Here is a 19,898-nt window from a genome sequence, read left to right on the forward strand (position 1 = left end):
TTCGAAATCATTTTCTACTCACACTAATTTTTATTTGTAACATGCAGGAGAACGCTTCTAACAGTATTTCAAGGACTGTAATTTGGCTGATGGCCATTATTTCCGGACTTGTAGTAGCCAACAATTACTATAATCAGCCTTTACTGGCCCTTATTTCTGAAGATCTAAATGTTTCGGAAAGTGCAGCGAGCAGGATCTCGGTACTTACCCAAATTGGGTATGCGCTGGGATTATTATTGCTTGTACCGCTGGGAGATAAATTTTATCGTAAGAAATTGATTTTAATTGATTTATTTCTTGTTTTTGGCTCCCTGTTATGGATGACTTTTGCCACTCAGCTATGGATGTTATATGCCGCCAGCTTATTGATTGGAGCCACATCTGTTATCCCGCAGCTATTTGTTCCTATTGCAGCAGAACTTTCTTCAGATAAGGAGAAAGCCGGCAATATCGGGCTTGTCATGTCCGGTCTGCTATTAGGGATTCTACTTTCCCGTTTTGTAGGAGGAATTGTAGGGGAAGTCTGGGGATGGAGAGCTATGTTTGGGATTGCGGCAGGCTTAATGATTTTAGTTTGGCTGGCTGTTTATAAAATGCTTCCGGAACTGCATCCTAATTTCAAAGGCACCTATAAAGAGCTGATGCGCTCTGTGGCTCACCTTGCCAAAACACAGCCCATTCTTCAGCTTGCGTCATTCCGTGGTGCAATGGCTTTCGGGTCTATGTGTGCTTTGTTTACTACATTGGTTTTCCATATGGAAAAACCTCCTTTTAATGCAGGATCTTCTGTTGTAGGAAGTTTTGGATTGGCAGGAGCGGTAGGAGCATTGGCTGCCGCAAAAGTAGGGAAACTGCAAAAGTATCTGGATATCAACCGGATTATCCTGTATTCATTATTGATTGTCATAGGAAGCTGGGGGTTCACTTATTTTGCAGGAGAAACCTATTGGGGACTGATTGTAGGTGTAATTCTTGTTGACCTGGGGGTACAGTCCAGTCACATTATGAACCAAACCAATTACTTTTTAATAAAATCCAATGCAGTAAACAGACTCAATACGGTGTATATGGTTTCTTATTTCATTGGAGGATCATTAGGTACCTGGCTGGCTTCTGTTGCATGGCAGAAAGCACAGTGGGCAGGGGTTTGTTTTGTAGGAACAACCTTTGGTGTTTTGGCACTGATTGCTCATATTCTTTTCTGTCAAAGAGTCAACAAAAAATGAGATCATACCCATACAATAATAAAAAATCTCTGATCAGTATTGATCAGAGATTTTGTTTTTATAAGAAGAAGTTTTAGGCTTCCGTCATGTAAGGCTTATTCCTAAGGTTCTACCTGTTCCTGTATTAAGTCCCGATGTTTTCCTCCCCATTTACTTAACTCATTCCAGATAGGAATAAGTTCTCTGGCAATATCTGTCAGCTCATAATCTACCCGGGGTGGTACCTCGGCATGAACTGTTCTTTTCAGTAAGCCTTCTTTCTCCAGTTCTCTTAATTGCAGGGTAAGCATTCTTTCCGTTATTCCCGAAATGGATTTCCGAAGTTCACTGAAACGCAGTTTTCCATCTTTAAGTTTATCCAGAATCAGAAGCTTCCATCTCCCCCCAATCTTACAGACGGCATAGGTAAGATCGCATTCATGGATATATTGTCTATTGATATTATTAGTTGAGTTTTCTTTTATTTTCCCCATTACTTACAAATTTGTTAGTACCGTACAATTCGCTGTATACAGTGCAAATGTAAGGTTTGAAATTTAATTTTGTACCATAAAGATAAAAAATACAGCAGTAAAGGAATGATAGCGCTAAAGTTCCCTGTTGAAACAATGTAATTCAAAATTAAAAAACAATGCAGTTTACACCACAAATCAATCAGATTTTAAATCAATTAGAAAAGATACAATCATTTAATGCTCAGAATCCGTTAGATGATACCCGAAAATATCTAGAAACCATGTGTCTTCAGCTTAGCGGAAAAAAGGAACCCGTTACCATGATTGAAGAATTGAATATTCCAAAGGAAAATCATCAGATTCCTATTCGTATTTACCGCCCTAAGGGAAAAACGGCTCATAAATCATCCGCTATTATATATGTACACGGAGGCTGGTTTATTGCCGGAGGATATGAAACTCATGACGCTGTTGTTCGTAAGTTAGCCAATAAAACGGGCTCTGTCATTATTTTTGTAGATTACCGTCTTGCTCCTGAGCATCCTTTTCCTGCGGGACTGAATGATAATATTGATGCTGTAAAATGGGTAATAGATCATGCTGATTCTTTAGGAATTGATCAAAACCAAATAGGGATCATAGGGGACAGTGCCGGAGGAGCCCTTTCAACGGCTGTTTCAACAGAGATAGGAGAGCTGCTGAAATTTCAGGTATTAATTTACCCCGCTGCAGACAATACATTCACTTCAAATTCCTGGAAAGTATATGAAAATGGACCTGTTTTAAATAAAGAAGGAGGAATACAGGCGTGGAACTGGTATCTTCCTGCAGATCAGGCCAACAATCCTTTAGCAATACCTATTTTATTGAAAAATTTTAAAAAAACGCCACCGACACTGGTTATTTTAGCAGAGCACGATCCCTTGGTTGATGATGGAAAAGAACTTGCTGATCATATGGAAAATGCAGGTGTTACTGTCAAAAAAAGCTTTTATAACGATATGGTTCATGGGTTTATGCATATGGGAGAAGTCCTGAATGAAACACAATCTGCAATCAACGAAATGTCTGAATTTGCCCATCAAAATTTTAAAATGAGTACAGAAAAGCAGCTATGAAAAAATATGCTTATATAGGTTGTCTGGGATTTATTGCAGTAATCACAACAGAGTTTGGAGTCATTGGTATTCTGCCTCAGATTGCAGAACATTATAACATCAGTATTGATAAAGCAGGTTATCTGTTGAGTGCTTTTGCCCTGATCATTGCGCTTACCGGACCTTTTATGACTTTACTTACCTCAGGATTTGATCGAAAAAAAATAATGCTGGCTGCTATTTTTATGTTTTTGGTTACGGGATTTGTTTCTTCATTTTCACCACCATTCTGGCTGCTGATGATGGTAAGAATACTTCCGGCATTTCTGCAGCCGGTATATATAGCATCCGCTTTGGCGGTAGCTGTATCTCAGGCTGAAGAACATAAAAAAAACGGACTGATGAGCATTGTTTTTAATGGGGTTGCCATCGCCATGGTAACAACTGTTCCTTTTGCTACATGGATTTCTGGTCTTTGGTCATGGGAATATTCTTTTATGATTCAGACTGCAGTAAGTTTAATAGCACTGATTGCGATTCAGTTTCTGTTACCGTCAATGCCTGTACAGGAGAAAAAATCTTTTGGAAGTCAGGTGAGTATTCTTAGCCAGCCTTCTTTTATCTTAAGCACATTAACTAATTTTTTTATGATTACAGCCTGGTTTTCTACATACAGTTATTTTGCAGACTACCTTAACAAAGCAAAAGGGATGGATACCACAATGATAAGTTATATGCTGCTGGTTTTTGGAATTATTGGAATCTTTGCCAACTGGATTGCCGGGAAAATGCTTAATAAAAATGTTCCCGGAACAACGGCATTTTTCCTTTCCGGAACTATTTTAGTGCCCATCCTTTTATACGTTTCAGACGGAAATATGATAGCCACTATTCTGGTGATCGGAATTTGGGGTTTCCTTTATTCACCAAGCTTTTTGAATGCTTCTACTTATATGATATCGGCAGCCCCCGGTTCTTTAGAATTTGCCAACAGTCTGGCCACCTCCTTCGGAAACTTAGGAGTTACCTTAGGAACAACTATCGGAGGATGGATTATCATCACAAAAGGAGTTGTTTTTACGCCCTGGGTCGGACTTGTTTTTGGACTTCTTGCATTTTCCATGATGATCTTAAAAGGACTGTATGAAAAACGAAACCAGTCTATACTACCTTGTAAAGAATAAACTGTAATAAATTTTGTTACATTAATAAAATGTCTTAACTTTGATGTCTTAATTTTAATTACATACAATGAAAATAGAAATATGGTCGGACGTAATGTGTCCGTTTTGTTATATCGGAAAAAATAATTTTGAAGAAGCTCTGAATAAACTTCCTTTTAAGGATGAAGTACAAGTGGAGTGGAAGAGCTTTCAGTTGGACCCGAGTCTTGATCCCAAGCAAACTCAGAATACTATTGAATACTTTAGAGAAAAGAAAGGATTTCCTGAAGCACAGGCTACCCAAATGATCAGCCAGGTTGCCCAGATGGGAAAAGGAGCCGGAATTGATTTTAATTTTGAAAAAGCTCTGATCACCAATACTTTCAGCGCTCACAAATTGCTTCATTTGGCTAAAAAATATAACAAGTCCAATGAGATGGAAGAAGCTTTGTTCATTGCCCATTTTATTGATGGTAAGAATGTAGGTGATACGGAAGTTTTGGTTTCTCTTGCAGAAAGTTTAGATCTTGATAAAGAAGAAGCAAGACAGGCAGTTACCACCGATCAGTGGAATAATGAGGTCAATCAGGATATTCTGGAAGCCAGAAATAACGGTGTTTCCGGAGTTCCATTCTTTGTTCTGAACGGAAAATATGCTGTTTCTGGAGCACAGCCGGTAGAAGCTTTTGAAGAAGCACTTCAGCAGACTTATAAATAAACGGTAAGTCCTTTTAAAGATATTTCCGGAAGTAGTGGTGCTTCCTGCGATGCTGATGGATGCAGTATCTAACAATATCAAACCCGGAATGGCTTATAGCTTTCCGGGTTTTTATTTTTACTAACTGGCCTAACAAAACAGTTAATAATGATTATCAAAATTAGTAACAGTGTGAGAATAGACTCCATTATTTCTTATTTACTGATCATTTTAGCAGGTGAAATGATTGGCCTGCCATTTATATGCTGGCTTTTGTAAAATGTAATTATTTATCATTTGAAATTCCTTTGTTTACTTTTATAATCAGTTATCTGATATTTATTATTCTTAATGTTCAAAGACAAAAGTTTCAGACTATATAATATTTACAAAATACAGAAAACTATTATATCTTTGTAAGACTCTATAAACAAGGTATACATCTCATTTTTCTATGATAAAAATTAATAACGAAGCTCATTATCCCATTGCAGATACCCTTTTTGTTTTTGCATTAGACTCAGAAGCGGGAACTGTATTTGACGGAAAAAATAAATTGGTAACAGGAATTGGAAAAGTCAATGCAGCTATAGAACTGACCAGAGAAATTCATCTTAGAAAGCCAAAATTGATTGTTAATTTAGGTTCAGCAGGGAGCAAAGGGTTTCATAAAGGAGAAGTGGTATGCTGTACAAAATTTATCCAGCGGGATATGGATGTGAGAGGGCTTGGTTTCCAGCTGTATGAAACTCCATTATCGGGAGTTCCTCCAATATTGGAGTATGGGCTTAAAATGGATACTTTAAAAGAAGGAATCTGTGGAAGTGGTGACAGTTTTGAAATGAACCATTCTGAGACAGATTATAATATTGTAGATATGGAGGCCTATCCGTTGGCGCTTATAGCTCAAAAAGAAAATATTCCGTTTCTATGTCTGAAATACATTTCTGATGATGCAGGAAGTGATGCAGCTGATGACTGGAGTGTACAGGTACATTTGGCTTCTGAAGCATTTAAGAAAATATTATTTTCGTAAGGAGCAGTCCGTAAGATTATTGTAAGATTCTTTTTTTAAGACCTCCGATTATATGAAAGTTACTTTTTACCAGCCGGTACATCCTGTTCTAAAAAAATATATTGAAGGGTATTATTTTATAGAAAAAGATGACGATCATCAGCCGGTCAGGTATCTTACATTTCCGGATAATTATTGTATTGTATCAGCTTGTCAGGATGTATCCGTTACTCAAGATAACGGACGGATGGAGCTGAGCCGATCTTTGTCAGAAAACATAGTGATTGATTTTGTTTTCAGATGTTCTGCTCCTACCGAGATTTTTTATAAACAATCTGTCAATGAAGTTACTCTTTACTTTAAACCCTTGGGAATCTATCATTTTTTTGATGCAGATGATCGTACATCTTTAGAGGAAAATATTCAACTTTCAGATTTTAAAGACATCAGCAATGCTGTTTTAAAAGAACCTAACAGAAAAAAACAAATTGAAATGCTGGAAAATTACTGGCTTTCAATACTCTGCCAGAAAGATTTAAAATTGGCCTATACTATTTTGGCTGATTTTGAAACTGAACTGAGCATCGAAGAAATTGCCGTAAAAAATAAAATAACAAGACAATACGTCAATAAGATTTCCAAACGGTATCTGTTTAAGCCTGCCTCCGAATTCAGGAAAATTCAACGATTTCGTAACGTGCTCATCTCAAATAAAAAATCCAGAAATCTTACAGAGCTTTCCTATGAACATCTTTTTTATGATCAGTCGCATCTTATTAAAGACTTTAAGGAACTGACAAGGATAAGTCCCGGGAAGTTCTTTGACAACGTAGATACTGAAAAAAATAATATCTGGTTTTTTATCTAAGTTTCCATTTTTACAATTTCTACTCTTTTCATTGAGATACTTTTACAGAAATATTTAAACTTATTTCTATGAAAAAATTATTGGTTGGAATTTTCCTTTTTCATTCTTTATTCTCTTATGCTCAGAAAGGAGATATGACTACCGTACTTTCTGATATTACAGAAAAAGTAAAAAGCTACTATATTGATCCAACAACTTATAAAAAAGTAGATTCTTTGTTTCAAAGTGAACTTAAAAAAGGAACTTTTAATAATCTGAATAAGAAAGATTTCGCAGCACTTCTCACCCAAAAATTAAGAAAAGATATAAAAGATGGGCATTTTTTTGTTAAATACCTTGAAAATTATAGTCCTGAAAAACTGGTTGATGAGAAAGAAAAAGTGAAATTAAATAATTTTCACAACAGTCTTGAAAATTTTGGTTTTGAAAGTGTCCGGCGGTTGGAAGGTAATATAGGCTACATCAATTTTAAAGGTTTTGCATCCCCTGAAGCCAGCGCAGCTACGTTAGCTGCAGCCATGAATTTTGTAGCCAACACGAACTCCCTGATTATTGATCTTAGAGAAAATGGAGGAGGAGAAAACGATATGCTTCTGTTATTTTGCAGTTATTTTTTTGATAAAAAAACAGATCTCTATACTACCTATCTAAGGCATGCAAACAAAACCGTAATGAATAGCACTCAATCTAATGTCTCCGGTACAAAATACCTTCATAAAAAAGTCTATATCCTGACCAGTGAAATTAGTTTTTCTGCAGCAGAAGCGCTTGCTTATTTCTTGCAGCAGCATAAACTAGCTGAAGTTATAGGTGAAAAGACAGAAGGAACAGCTAATCCGGTGGATCATTTTATCATCCAGAATGAATATTTACTCCTTGTTCCGGCAGGAAAAATAACTTCTTTAAGCAGCCATACCAATTGGGAACATATCGGAGTAATGCCTGATCAGGAAGTAAAAGCTGAATACGCTTTAAAGACTGCCCATATTAAAGCTTTGAAAAACATTTTAAAAACAGAAAAAGACACAAAAACTGAACTTAGCATACCTGAAATAAAAAATCTTATTAATAAATTAGAGCAATAAATACATCGTATGCCATCAATAACGATCCAAAAAGCCGGAATAAAAGACCTGGAAATCATACAGAATCTTGGAATACAGACTTTTTCTGAAACTTTTGCAGAAGATAATACTGAAGAAGCCATGAAAAAGTACCTTGAGGAAAGTTTTAATACCCAAAAATTAACTGCTGAACTCAATACTCAGGATTCTTTCTTCTATATAGCGTGGGAAGAAGATAATCCCATAGGATATCTGAAAGTGAATTCCGGAAAAGGACAAACCGAGCTTCAGGATGAGACAAGTCTCGAAATTGAAAGGATTTATGTGAAAAAAAGCCATCATGGCAAAAAAGTGGGGCAGATTTTATATGATCAGGCAGTGGAAACTGCTCAACACTTAAGGAAATCTTACCTTTGGCTGGGAGTTTGGGAAAAGAATCTGAGAGCTTTACATTTTTACAGGAAAAACGGATTTGTAGAATTTGACAAACATATTTTCAGACTTGGAGATGAGGAGCAAACCGACTTAATGATGAAGAAGATACTGGATTAAATAGTAATTTGATAGATATACCACCTCCAAAGAAATTTACGCTTTTGCGTTTTCAAAAAAACAATGAATAAATCAACATTCTTAGAGCAGATCAATCAGTATTATTCTTTATCCGGAGAAACAGCCGCTGCTTTGTTAGACATTTGTACTGAAAAACAATATCATAAAAATGAGCTTCTTCTGGAGTCCGGGAGTATGGCCAGGTATTATTACTTTTTACAGTCAGGATTAATCGGCTATTATACCATTGATGAACAAGGAGATTATATCTACAAAATTTTCTTTGAAGAAAACAGCTTTGTAGCATCTACTGCAGCCATTATTAAAAATGAACCCAGCGATTTTAATATTATTGCTCTGGAGGACTGTTCGGTGATTCAGTATCCTGTAAAAGCCTATCGGGAATTACTGGAAAAACACCATGATCTGGCTCTCTTTCATATTCATTATTTAGAAAAAAACTGGGTGGTGAAAAAAGAGCCTTTGGAAGTGTCTTTAAAATATGAAACCGCCAAGAAGCGCTATTTGCAGCTGCTTGAAAATAAACCGCTTCATAATAGACTAAAACAGCATCATATAGCCTCTTATTTAGGGGTTACACCTACCCAGCTCAGCAGGATTAAAAAAGAAATAAATTAATAAAAGCTTCAACATATGTTGAGGCTTTTTCATTTTTTCCGGGGCAACTTTGTCATGTCATCATCAGAGATACATCGGTTTAAAATAATGATTGCAGATGTTTTGTTTAAAAATATAAACTTCTTACATTTATACTGATCCATCCTGATAGTACTCATTAAACATTTTTTACAACATGAAAAAATTAATCAACATTGTCATTGTGCTTACCGCTTTTGTACAGGGATCAGCACAAAAAATTATTCATCAGGAAGTTTTCAGTCCGAAAATGAATAAAAAGATCAAAACAATTATCATTACCCCCACGATTCAACCGAATACAACTTACCCATCTGTATATATTCTTCACGGTTTCAGTGGTAATCCGGAGAGGATCATCAAGCAGGATATTCCGGATCTGGTTAAGAAAGCTCAGGAATATAAAACAATTTATGTACTGCCGGATGGGAATTACAGTTCATGGTATGTAGATAGTCCTATTGTCAAAGATTCACAATACCAAACCTTTATAGGAAAAGAATTAGTGGATTTCATCGATAAAAATTATCCCGTAAAATCTGAAAAAAAATACAGAGGAATTATGGGTTGGAGTATGGGAGGCTATGGAGCTACCAATATCGGGGTCACCTACAGCAAAACATTTGGTATTGTTGGAAGTTCTTGTGGTGCTTTAGATTTCAACTCGTTCGGTGAGGGCTATCAGAAATATATGGTGAATAAGGTATTGGGTCCTTTTGAATCACTTAATCCTGTTTTCCTTACTGACACTAAAGTAAAACTCATGGCAGGTGCCGGACAGCGCTATATTTTTGATTGTGGTACTGAAGATGTTCAGATGATCGGGCAAAACAGAAAGTTTCATAATAAACTTACAGAACTTAAAATAGAACATTTGTATATTGAATCTTTAGGTGTCCATGATCCTGCCTATTGGAGCCAATCATTATCCAATCAGTTAACTCTTTTTGATAAATACTTTAAATAATAAAAACTGCTTTATATGCCTGTTCATATAAAGCAGTTTATCAATTAATTAAACAAAGTATCTCTATAAAAAATCCTTTTTAAGAACGGGTCTTAAAAAGGATTACTGTCAAGTCATATTAAAAATATTGTTGAAGCATTTTATAGGTCGGTGAAATTTTTACCAAGATGTTCTTCAATGACAAAGAACGGATCTTCCGTAAGGGTATGCGCTCTCATATCGATCAGGCTTACCTTACTCATCATGCGGAGCATAATTCTTCTTTCACATGGATATTCTACACCATCAATATTCCTCACTCCAGCACGGAAAGCAGACCTTCCATGGGCACACAAATGATTGTTGACCAGAATAACATCTCCTGCCTGAGGGGTGAAATCTGAATAGATCAGGTGTCTTGCTTCTTCCCAGAATTCTTTCAGATAATGATGAGCGTCCTCCGATTGCTTAATCGTAGAGCTGAAAAGCTGTTCAGCGGCATCAAACCTCATAAAAGGGAGCTCAAAATTACCATACAAAACAGAATCCAGAGTATCTTCCTCGTTTGTTGCTGTTTCCAGATTGGCATCTTTTGGTATTTTATAAATACGTTCAAAAAGTGGTCTGTAGTTTTCACCTATAGATTCATGAGAACGGATAGAATACAGGGTAGAAGGTACCTGCTCTTCATTTCGTAAATACATAAAACTCAAAAAGTCGGCCTGATGTTTCAAAAATGCATCTTCGGTGTGCACATACAGGTCGGTGGAAGACCCCGATCCTGTTTGGGTTTCACGCATTTTCTCATCGGGTATTATGGCATGAATTAATCCACCTCCTTTACGTTGGGAATAATATTGTACCGGTTTGGAAGGGAGCGCTCCATGGATTAATGCACAGGCAAAACCATAAAGGTCAAATTTGGAATAATCAGCAGACTGCCAGTTGGCCGGCGTTCTGCCTATACTTTCCTGATCGATATCCATTAATCCCTTGAATACCAATGCTCCATACTGATTTTTTGAAAAGTCACTCGCAAAATCAGCCGCTATATGTAAGATTCTCTCGGGTAAAAAATAAGAAGCCAACTGATGTACGTGTCTTATAAAGTCACGGTTTTCATAGCTACCATATTTTCTTTGAAGATGCACCGCTGCATCATTAATCATTCTTCGTTCCTGAGATGTGATCTCAATGACTGTAGGAAGCAGTTTTACCTGCGTCATACGGTCGTTATCTAAAATTTCTAGAGAATTCATTAAAAAAAAATTTGGCGTTAAATAATAATTTTTATATTTGTTTTTAATTATTCTAAATAACAATAACGAGTTCAAATTTATGAATATTTAATGAATCACCAAATAAAAAAGTAAAAAAATGTAAAATTTAAAAACCTGACTGTCAGATATATAAATCTATATATCAAAAAACCACATACAACCTATTGATTTTAAAAATCACCTTACAAATAAATATATGAGTAACAATTTTATGTCCCTGGAAGAGCAGGTAACCACTCCTTCACATCACATTTCGGGGAATTTTGGAAATATTTTCCATCCTGACAATTACGATCATTATCGTAATGCTGTCAACAGCACATTAGACCTTGTACAAGAATTTCTTTATAGAAACGACAAACCTTTCAGCGGCATAGAAGCTAAAGAAATGAAAGGAATGGTACAGCAGATTGATCTTAATCAAAAACTTTCCAATTATAAAGAACTTCTTAGTGAAGTAGATGATATTTATGTAAAACATGCTACGGCTTTTCACCTTCCACAGTATGTAGCTCATTTGAACTGTCCGGTTGTTATTCCGGCTTTGGCAGGAGAAATCCTTGTGAGTGCCATCAATTCTTCTCAGGACACTTATGATCAGAGTGCCGGAGGTACATTTATGGAAAGGAAGCTGATTGACTGGACCGCTGAGCAACTAGGCTACCAAACCAATGAAAGCGATGGTGTTTTCACTGCCGGAGGTTCACAAAGTAACCTGATGGGATTGGTGATGATGCGCGATTGCTTTTCTCAAAAGAACTACAATCATAATATCAAATTAGATGGGTTACCAAGAGAAGCCGACCGTTTCAGAATTTTTGTTTCCGATAAATCGCATTTTAGCAATTTGAAGAATGCATCTATCATGGGGCTTGGTGAAAAAGCCATTATTAAAGTGCCTACAGATGAAAGATTCCGTATGGATATTGCTTTGCTGAAAAAATATATCAAAAGAGAAGAACAGCTTGGAAATATTCCTATTGGTATTGTAGCAACTGCCGGAACTACAGATTTCGGAAATGTAGATCCATTGGAAGATATTGCCAATATTGCAGCCCAGTATAACATCTGGATGCATGTAGATGCTGCTTACGGATGCGCTTTACTGTTAAGTGATAAGTACCGTCATCTATTAAACGGAATAGAAAGAGCAGACTCAGTAACAATAGATTATCATAAATCCTTTTTCCAGCCTATCAGCAGCAGCGCTTTCATTGTTAAAAATAAAAAAGAGCTCCTGATTCTTAAGCATCATGCTGATTACCTGAATCCTAAAGAAATGGATGAAGAGGAAATCCCTGCACAGATCAACAAATCCATTACACAAAGTACCCGTAGATTTGATGCATTGAAGCTTTGGTTTACCTTAAGAATGATGGGTAAAGAACAGCTTGCCGAATATACGGACACGGTAATAGATCTTACAAAAGATGTAGCCTCAATGATTACTGAAGATGCAGACTTCGAACTTCTTTCCGATTCTGACCTTAGCGTTTTGGTATTCCGTTACGTAAGACCTGATCATAAAGATCTCAATGCCTTGAACCAACATATTAAGACGAAACTTTTCTACAGCGGTGAGATTCTCGTTGCCAGTACAAAAGTGGATGGGAATTTCTATCTGAAATTTACTTTCCTGAATCCGATTACCACGACCGAAGATGTACATCAAATTCTCAATAAAATAAAAATGCATGGAAAAGACTTTGATACAGAAAAGTAAAATAGGGGATAAAGCACAGGAAATTACTTTCCGTATCCTTCTTAACGGAATGCTCAGAGAACTTGGAAATGGTAAGCTCTACCAGGGAGTTCCTCAATATGATCTTCTTACTGCAAAGGCACTTCAAAATACCAAGTATCCGTTGCATCTAAGATTTGAAATGAAGAAAAGCGGATTGTTTCTGTTTGCCCCGATTGTTTATCGTTCCGAAAGTGCTTTTCATGACTATGGATTTCCTGTATGGGCTGTAGATCATAAAAATCAGGATGTATTTGAAGTAGATACGGAAAAACTGATAGAGTTAATTTATACAGAATTTTCTGATACTTCCAATGAAGAAGGGCTTGCCCGTTTTTCTGAGAGAATTCAAAGCAGCTTGAAAAATCTGGAATTAACCGCTGAAGGCTGTTCACAACAAGAGAAAGAATTGTCTTATTCATTCTTAGAGTCCGAACAATTGCTGCCTGTAGGCCACAATCTACATCCTTTTACCAAATCAAGAATGGGATTTTCTGAGGAAGAGCAACTTTTGTATAGCCCGGAATTTGGAAAGGGATTTCAGCTTGACTATTTTCTGATTCATAAAAGCTGTATCACGGAGAAATCACTTCCCGGAATTTCAGCGAAAGAAATATTCGAGAAATTGGTTTCGATACCAGAAAGTTACGATTTTGAAAACATCAATGATTATTATATTGTTCCATGCCACCCTTGGGAAGCACAATATCTTCTATCAACGGAAGAATATCCGGAAATGCTTGGCTCCGGGCAAATCATTCATATCGGACCCTTAGGAGATGATTTTTATGCCACATCATCGATAAGAAGTCTTTATAATCCTGATTTCAGCTGGATGCTGAAATTTTCTTTACATGTTCTGATGACCGGATCTGTAAGGACAAACAGCTTAAAAGATCTCAATAGAGGATATGCTTCTGCTGTATGGTGGCAGCATGAAAGGGCTTCTTTTGAAAATAACTTTCCTCATTTCAAACTCCTTCTGGAACCTGCCACTTTAAGTGTCCAGTATGAAGGGAATACTATTGAGAGCTTCAATATCCTGATTCGTGAAAATCCCTTTTTAGGGGGAGAAAAAGTTCTTTTACTGGCAAGACTGTGTCAGGATGAACCGGCAGGGAGCTTCAATTTTACCAGGCATTTTTTCAAAGAAGTAGCCGATCAATTGGGAACTGATCCTGAACAAGCAGCGATCACCTGGTTTAAGAAATATATTCATCTTTTGCTTTCTCCTTTAAACAGGCTCTTCAGCCATTATGGGATGGCTCCGGAAGTTCATCAGCAGAATTTGCTTATAGGACTCAATGATCAGCTCCTTCCGGAAACCATTTTTGTAAGGGACGGACAAGGCTATCTGTTAAGAGAAAGTTTCAAAGAAAAATATGAGGAGCTTATCAGAAGCTGTCCTGATATTGAAGAACTTTTCATCAGAGATGAACGTCTTATGCAAATTATTTCTCACCATCTTTTAGTGAGTAACCTGGGAGCACTTATCAGCTCAATGGGTAAAACAGGATGGGTGAAAGAAAGGCAGCTCATCAGCATTTTGTATCAGGAATTCGAAGATCTTCACAGAACAGAACCATCAGATCTTACAGATTATGCCCTGGAGCAGCAATACTGGGCTGTAAAATCAAATCTGCAGTCTGCAGTCTTTGACGTAGATGGCGGAGTAAATGCCTCAGCCGTATCTTATGCAAAAGTACCCAACCTTCTTTATGAGTATTTCTTTTCAGAACAACTGATTCAGCCAAAGGGAAAAGACATATTCTTTAAGCGTTATTTTGAAAAGGAAGATGTTACGATTACCATACGGCCTATAGATCTTGAAAATGACCTTGAAATGCTCCATGAGTGGTTTAATCGCGAGCATGCCGTAAAGATATGGCAGATGAACTGGCCGATTGATGAGCTTGAAACATACTATCGTGTGATGCTTCCGGGTAACGAAGCCCACAGCTATATTGTAATGAGCAACGGTGAGCCTTCCTGTAATATCGAAATTTATTGGGCCTGCAGAGACATTGTTGGGGATTATTACGAAGTATTGCCTACAGATTACGGTACCCATCAGTTTATAGCACCTATAGATCCCAAAAAGAAATATGTTTCCCCTTCTACACAATCTATGGTGGATTATGTCTTTGCACAGCCACAGGTAGGTAAAATGGTAGGAGAGGGTTCCGTAGATTCTCTTGCATCAATGATGAATAAAGCCCACGTCGGTTTTAAAGTAGATAAAGTAATTGAAATGCCTCATAAAAAAGCAAATCTCAATTTCTGCTACAGGGAATGGTATTGGGAAAAGTTCCCTCAAAACAAAGACGTACAATTCACCACAAACACCACAGAACATGAATAATGACACTATTTATAATGTAATTGGCATAGGAATAGGCCCCTTTAATCTTGGGCTTGCCGCTTTATCCAATCCAATTACGGAACTGAAAACACTTTTTCTGGATCAGAGGGATGGTTTCGACTGGCATCCCGGGTTAATGATTGATCATGTAACCCTGCAGACCCCATTTTTATGTGACTGTGTATCTATGGCCGACCCTACGAATCCTTTAAGTCTTCTTAATTATCTTAAAGAAACAGGAAGACTGTATAAATTCTTTATCAGAGAAAGTTTCTTCATTCCAAGAAAGGAATACAACCGGTACTGCCAATGGGTGATTGAACAGCTTCCCCAATGTCGTTTTTCGACACAGGTGATGGATATAGACTATGAAGATGGTATTTATCTGGTAACAACAGTGCACACAAAAACGAAAGAAAAAGTAGTTTTTAAAACGGAAAGACTTATTCTTGGTACCGGAACACAGCCTCATATTCCTTCTTTTATCCCTAAAGAAGATTCCCGAATCATTCATACGGGTTCTTATCTCTACAGAAAAGAAGAGCTTTTGGCTGAAGGTAAGAAAATAGCCATTATAGGATCGGGGCAGAGTGCTGCTGAAGTTTTTTATGACCTGCTTCAAAACAGAGATGAAAAGACCGAATTAGGATGGTATTCCCGCCCGGACAGATTCTTCCCGATGGAATATTCTAAACTGACTCTGGAGCTAACGTCTCCAGACTATGTAGACTACTTTTATAACAGAACAGAGTCTGCCAGAAAAGATATTTTAAGCAAACAGCAAAGCCAATTTAAGGGAATAAACTATGACCTGATCAATGATATTTATGATTTCATTTATGATCTGAACATTGACAACGCTGATCCTAACCTTAAAATAATTCCTAACAGCCAGCTGAACAGGGTAGATAATACCAATCAGGAGGTTATTAATCTTGAATTTACTCAGCTGGAACAGGGGGTTCCTTATGAGCAGGAAGCAGATTACCTGATCCTGGGAACCGGATATCGTTACCATGAGCCTTCATTCCTCAAAAATATACAGTCCAGAATTAAAAGAGATTCAAGCGGATTGTTTGATGTCAACAGAAATTATTCTATAGATCACAACGGAGGCGAAATTTATGTGCTCCATGCTGAAGTACATACCCATAGCTATATTTCTACAGACCTTGGAATGGCTGCCTACCGTAATTCCTACATCATCAATGATATTCTTGGAAGAGAGCATTACAAAATTGAGAAGAAAATTGCTTTCCAGGATTTTGATGTAGAAAAATATGCTGATTTACCAACTGCCCAAATTTAATACTAAAAAATGAACACCAATTTAAATAATACTATAAGCCAGGAACACTGGCTGCAGGCCAATAAAAATCTGATGGCTAAAACCATTGCAGAATTAATGCACGAAGAACTGTTAAAACCTGTCGTTGCTTTTCAGGATGAAACCTGCTATACCGTTTTCAAACTGGAAACCGGATTCGATAATATTGAATACAGCTTCCGCGGTCAGGAAAGAATGATGGACTACTGGCATATCGACACAGACAGTATCACCAAAACAGACCATTCTCAGCAAGTACCTGTAGATGTTGCAGCATTTTTCCTGGAAATGCAATCTGTATTTGATTTAGATGCCTATACACTGGCAAGATATACGGAAGAGCTTTTGCATACCTTATACTGTGATGCCATGATTTTATCTAAAGGAGTGATGTCCTCAAAAGATCTGGCTTCATCAGATTATCAGACGGTAGAGCATCAAATGACCGGTCATCCATGGGTAATTGTTAACAAAAGCAGATTAGGATTTTCTCCCCGTGACCTGAAAGCATTTGCTCCGGAATCTGATCAAAATCTGAAACCTATCTGGTTGGCATCCCATACCAGCAGGTCTGCATTTCAATCATTAGATCATATAGACAGAGAAGACTTCTACCGTTCTGAGATTGGAGATCAGCTTTATCAGGATTTTCAGCAAAAACTCGTCAATGAAGGAAAATCAGTGGAAGATTATCATTTTATTCCTGTTCATCCGTGGCAATGGGAAGAAAAGCTGAAGATTCATTTTGCTGGAGATCTTGCATCCGGACTTCTGATTCTACTGGGAGAAGGAAATGATACCTACAGCCCGCAACAGAGTATCCGTACCTTATTTAATGTAGACCATCCTAAGAAAAGATATCTTAAAACAGCTGTTTCTATCCTAAGTACAGGAAATATCCGGGGATTATCTCCAAAACAGATGAAAATAGCTCCTTCTATTACAGAGTGGGTAAAAAGCCTTATAAAGGATGATGCCTATCTTGGTACCAAAGGAACGATATTCCTGGGAGAAGAAGCCTCTATCGCTTACCTTCATCCACAATACGGAGCGATCACCAATGTTCCTTACCAGTATAATGAATTCCTGGGAGCCTTATGGCGTGAAAGTGCGGAAAACTACCTTAAGGAAGATGAACAAATGGTAACCATGGCTTCCTTACTTTATGTAGATAATAACGGTGTCCCTTTGGTGCAGGCTTTTGCGGAAAAGGCAGGAATGAGTATCAAAGAATGGGTGGCAAGTTATCTTGATGCCTATCTTACACCGTTGCTTCATATCTATTACACCCATTCTTTATGTGTGACTCCCCATGGCGAGAACATTATGGTCGTGTTGAAAAATGGAGTGCCTCAAAGAATTGTAATTAAAGATTTTGTAGATGATATTGTCCTTACAACAGAAGCAAGAGAAAAGCTTCCGACTCATCTTGCAGACGGATTGATACAGTCTTCCAACAAAGAAAATATTCCTTTATTTATTCTTTTGGGAGTCTTTGATGCTTTTTTCAGATATATGTCTAATGTACTTCATACCTATTCAAACTTTAAAGAAGATGTATTCTGGACGCTTGTGCATGACTGCATAGAAAGTTATAAAGCAGACAACACTCATCTACAGGAGAGATATGAGAAATATGATCTGTATGTCCCTACGTTCAAAAGGTTTTATATCAATAGCCTGCGTCTGAAAAATAATGGCTACAGTGAAAATAAAGCTTTTGCTATTCCAAGAAAGGATGGAGCATTGCCTAACCCTCTGTATCAGATCGCCAATAAAAATTCTGTAGCTGTATTATGAGGAAATTCCTGCATATACTAAAAGAAGGAACGGTTTTTACCTATGGAGCCTTAGCCGGAAAAAAAGTCGAACTGACTTCCGGAAGTATCAACCGTTCCATCTTTAGCTTAGCAATTCCTATGGTGATGGAGCTGGTAATGGAATCTGTTTTTGTGAGTGTCAATCTTTTAATTATTGCCAAACTGGGAGATAAAGTTCTCGGCCTTGTTGGGATTACCGATAATTATGTCAATTTCGCTTATGCTATCGCAGTAGGTCTTGGGATTGCTGCGGCAACGCTTACCGCAAGGAGAGCAGGCGAAAAAGATAAAGAAGGCATGGGTAAAACAGCTCATTATATTATTATGCTTGCCTTATTCTTTGCCTTACTGATTGGCGGACTGTCATGCTATTTTGCCGGAGAGATTGTAGGTTTCCTGGGGATCAATGCAGGGATAGTAAATGATGGGCTCTCTTTTTCCCGACTGGTTTTTATCAGTATCGGGCTTGTCATCCTCCGTCTTTCTATTAATGGACTGTTCAGAGGAGCAGGGGATGCAGATCTCGCCATGAAATCACTTTGGCTCTGTCATATTTCAAATATTGTTTTTGCCGTAGTGCTAGTTTTCGGGGTAGGGTTTATTCCTGCTTTCGGATTGCTGGGACTGGCTTATGCAACAGTTTTATCAAGACTACTGGCAGTTTTATACCAGTTTTTTATCCTGTTGACAGGTAAAACGAGCATTAATATCCTGATGAAATTTGACTTTGATGGGCCATTGCTCCAAAAGATTCTTAAAATAGCTTTTGGGGGCTTGGTTCAGTATATTATTCCTACATCCAGCTGGCTGATTATGGTGAAAATCATATCTACTTTTGGAACGACAGCACTTGCGGGTTACATTATTGCGCAACGTATTGCTTCTGTTGCCACGATGCCCGCCTGGGGAATAGGAAATGCTGCCGGTGTTCTTACGGGACAGAATTTAGGAGCAGGAGATCCTATCCGGGCAGAAAAAACAGTGTGGCGAGCAGGCACCATTAATATGAGCTACCTTATTGCAGTGGCTTTGTTCTGGCAGCTTGCCGCAGAGCATGTCGTGAAGTTTTTTACTGTAGAACCGGAGGTAGCAAGGTATGCCGTTCAGTATATCCATGTGGTATCCATGGCCTATCTCTTATTAGGTTTCACTATGGTGATCAGCCGCGCATTAAATGCAGCCGGTAACATCATGCAGGTAACACTTCTCTATATCATCATGTTCTATATTATTCAGCTTCCTCTGGCTTATCTGCTGGGAGTAAGGCTTCAATGGGAACTAAAGGGAATATTTACAGCTATTGTTTCTTCAGAAATCGTACTGGCTGTACTTTTCCTAATGATTTTCAAAAACGGTAAATGGAAAACTATAAAAATTTAAAATGAACACAACAGAAGAGTTTTATGAAATAATTGCCTCTGCAATTGCTATAAAAAAAGAATTGGTAGATGAAAATCTTACCTATCAGGAAATTCCGGAATGGGATTCTATGTCCCATCTGCTTATTGTAGAAGCACTGGAGCAGTTTTATCAGATCAAGTTTGATTTTAATGATATCCTTGAGATGGGTAACGTCGGAAAGATCCGTGAAAAAATGAAAAAATACGATGTATTCGTAGAAAACTAAG

Annotated in this window: 18 protein-coding genes; 16 read left to right on the forward strand and 2 right to left on the reverse strand. The window is 37.5% G+C overall.

The features are described from left to right. Positions 1–41: 41 nt before the first annotated feature. On the forward strand, positions 42–1,226 hold the full coding sequence (locus tag JML65_RS08830) for an MFS transporter (RefSeq protein WP_084084264.1): 1,185 nt from the start codon (positions 42–44) through the stop codon (positions 1,224–1,226). Positions 1,227–1,327: 101 nt separating this feature from the next. Here JML65_RS08830 and JML65_RS08835 read toward each other — a convergent pair whose 3' ends face one another. After that, positions 1,328–1,699: a winged helix-turn-helix transcriptional regulator gene (locus JML65_RS08835; RefSeq protein WP_047492773.1), complete on the reverse strand. Its 372-nt coding sequence runs from the start codon at positions 1,697–1,699 to the stop codon at positions 1,328–1,330. A 158-nt stretch (positions 1,700–1,857) separates the two neighbouring features. Here JML65_RS08835 and JML65_RS08840 point away from each other — a divergent pair, with 158 nt between their 5' ends. The 9 genes from JML65_RS08840 to JML65_RS08880 all read left to right on the forward strand — a co-directional run bounded on the left by JML65_RS08840 (position 1,858) and on the right by JML65_RS08880 (position 9,761). Next, a complete protein-coding gene (locus tag JML65_RS08840) occupies positions 1,858–2,799 on the forward strand; it encodes an alpha/beta hydrolase (protein ID WP_115917891.1) in 942 nt (313 codons plus the stop codon). Next, the gene (locus tag JML65_RS08845) at positions 2,796–3,962 is read left to right on the forward strand and encodes an MFS transporter (RefSeq protein WP_047492779.1); all 1,167 of its coding nucleotides are present in this window, start codon (positions 2,796–2,798) and stop codon (positions 3,960–3,962) included. Before JML65_RS08840 ends, JML65_RS08845 begins: the two co-directional genes overlap by 4 nt. Before the next feature lie 67 nt (positions 3,963–4,029). Continuing rightward, entirely contained in the window at positions 4,030–4,659 is a 630-nt protein-coding gene (locus JML65_RS08850; RefSeq protein WP_237390817.1) for a DsbA family oxidoreductase, read from the forward strand. A gap of 433 nt (positions 4,660–5,092) precedes the next feature. Continuing rightward, entirely contained in the window at positions 5,093–5,674 is a 582-nt protein-coding gene (locus JML65_RS08855; RefSeq protein WP_084084259.1) for a nucleosidase, read from the forward strand. 52 nt (positions 5,675–5,726) lie between these two features. Continuing rightward, positions 5,727–6,521, forward strand: coding sequence for a helix-turn-helix domain-containing protein (locus JML65_RS08860; protein WP_202270574.1), 795 nt, complete (start codon positions 5,727–5,729; stop codon positions 6,519–6,521). 68 nt (positions 6,522–6,589) lie between these two features. Further along, entirely contained in the window at positions 6,590–7,606 is a 1,017-nt protein-coding gene (locus tag JML65_RS08865; RefSeq protein WP_115917885.1) for a S41 family peptidase, read from the forward strand. A 9-nt stretch (positions 7,607–7,615) separates the two neighbouring features. Next, positions 7,616–8,137 carry a GNAT family N-acetyltransferase gene (locus JML65_RS08870; protein ID WP_202270575.1) on the forward strand — a complete coding sequence of 174 codons (522 nt, stop codon included), beginning with the start codon at positions 7,616–7,618 and terminating at the stop codon, positions 8,135–8,137. Positions 8,138–8,200: 63 nt separating this feature from the next. Further along, positions 8,201–8,776 (forward strand): Crp/Fnr family transcriptional regulator, encoded by a 576-nt coding sequence (locus JML65_RS08875; RefSeq protein WP_202270576.1) that lies wholly within the window; start codon positions 8,201–8,203, stop codon positions 8,774–8,776. 175 nt (positions 8,777–8,951) lie between these two features. After that, positions 8,952–9,761: an alpha/beta hydrolase gene (locus JML65_RS08880; protein WP_202270577.1), complete on the forward strand. Its 810-nt coding sequence runs from the start codon at positions 8,952–8,954 to the stop codon at positions 9,759–9,761. Between the two features lie 140 nt (positions 9,762–9,901). On the opposite strand, the gene JML65_RS08885 is transcribed toward JML65_RS08880, so the two are convergent. Beyond that, positions 9,902–10,999 (reverse strand): TauD/TfdA family dioxygenase, encoded by a 1,098-nt coding sequence (locus JML65_RS08885; protein ID WP_115917877.1) that lies wholly within the window; start codon positions 10,997–10,999, stop codon positions 9,902–9,904. Positions 11,000–11,216: 217 nt separating this feature from the next. Here JML65_RS08885 and JML65_RS08890 point away from each other — a divergent pair, with 217 nt between their 5' ends. Genes JML65_RS08890 through JML65_RS08915 form a run of 6 tightly spaced genes read left to right on the forward strand, consistent with a single transcriptional unit; the run spans position 11,217 to position 19,897 of the window. Beyond that, a complete protein-coding gene (locus JML65_RS08890) occupies positions 11,217–12,743 on the forward strand; it encodes a pyridoxal phosphate-dependent decarboxylase family protein (protein WP_047496564.1) in 1,527 nt (508 codons plus the stop codon). After that, the gene (locus tag JML65_RS08895; RefSeq protein WP_202270578.1) at positions 12,715–15,123 is read left to right on the forward strand and encodes a GNAT family N-acetyltransferase; all 2,409 of its coding nucleotides are present in this window, start codon (positions 12,715–12,717) and stop codon (positions 15,121–15,123) included. The genes JML65_RS08890 and JML65_RS08895 overlap by 29 nt, the downstream gene beginning before the upstream one ends. Next, positions 15,116–16,432, forward strand: a complete 1,317-nt coding sequence (locus tag JML65_RS08900; protein ID WP_047496560.1) for a lysine N(6)-hydroxylase/L-ornithine N(5)-oxygenase family protein — start codon at positions 15,116–15,118, stop codon at positions 16,430–16,432. Before JML65_RS08895 ends, JML65_RS08900 begins: the two co-directional genes overlap by 8 nt. 9 nt (positions 16,433–16,441) lie before the next feature. Then, on the forward strand, positions 16,442–18,250 hold the full coding sequence (locus JML65_RS08905) for an IucA/IucC family protein (protein ID WP_202270579.1): 1,809 nt from the start codon (positions 16,442–16,444) through the stop codon (positions 18,248–18,250). Continuing rightward, positions 18,247–19,650 carry an MATE family efflux transporter gene (locus tag JML65_RS08910; RefSeq protein WP_202270580.1) on the forward strand — a complete coding sequence of 468 codons (1,404 nt, stop codon included), beginning with the start codon at positions 18,247–18,249 and terminating at the stop codon, positions 19,648–19,650. Before JML65_RS08905 ends, JML65_RS08910 begins: the two co-directional genes overlap by 4 nt. 1 nt (position 19,651) lies before the next feature. Beyond that, the gene (locus tag JML65_RS08915; protein ID WP_084084248.1) at positions 19,652–19,897 is read left to right on the forward strand and encodes an acyl carrier protein; all 246 of its coding nucleotides are present in this window, start codon (positions 19,652–19,654) and stop codon (positions 19,895–19,897) included. Position 19,898 lies beyond the last annotated feature (1 nt).

Source organism: Chryseobacterium sp. KMC2 (assembly GCF_016756935.1).
Lineage (GTDB): Bacteria > Bacteroidota > Bacteroidia > Flavobacteriales > Weeksellaceae > Chryseobacterium > Chryseobacterium rhizosphaerae.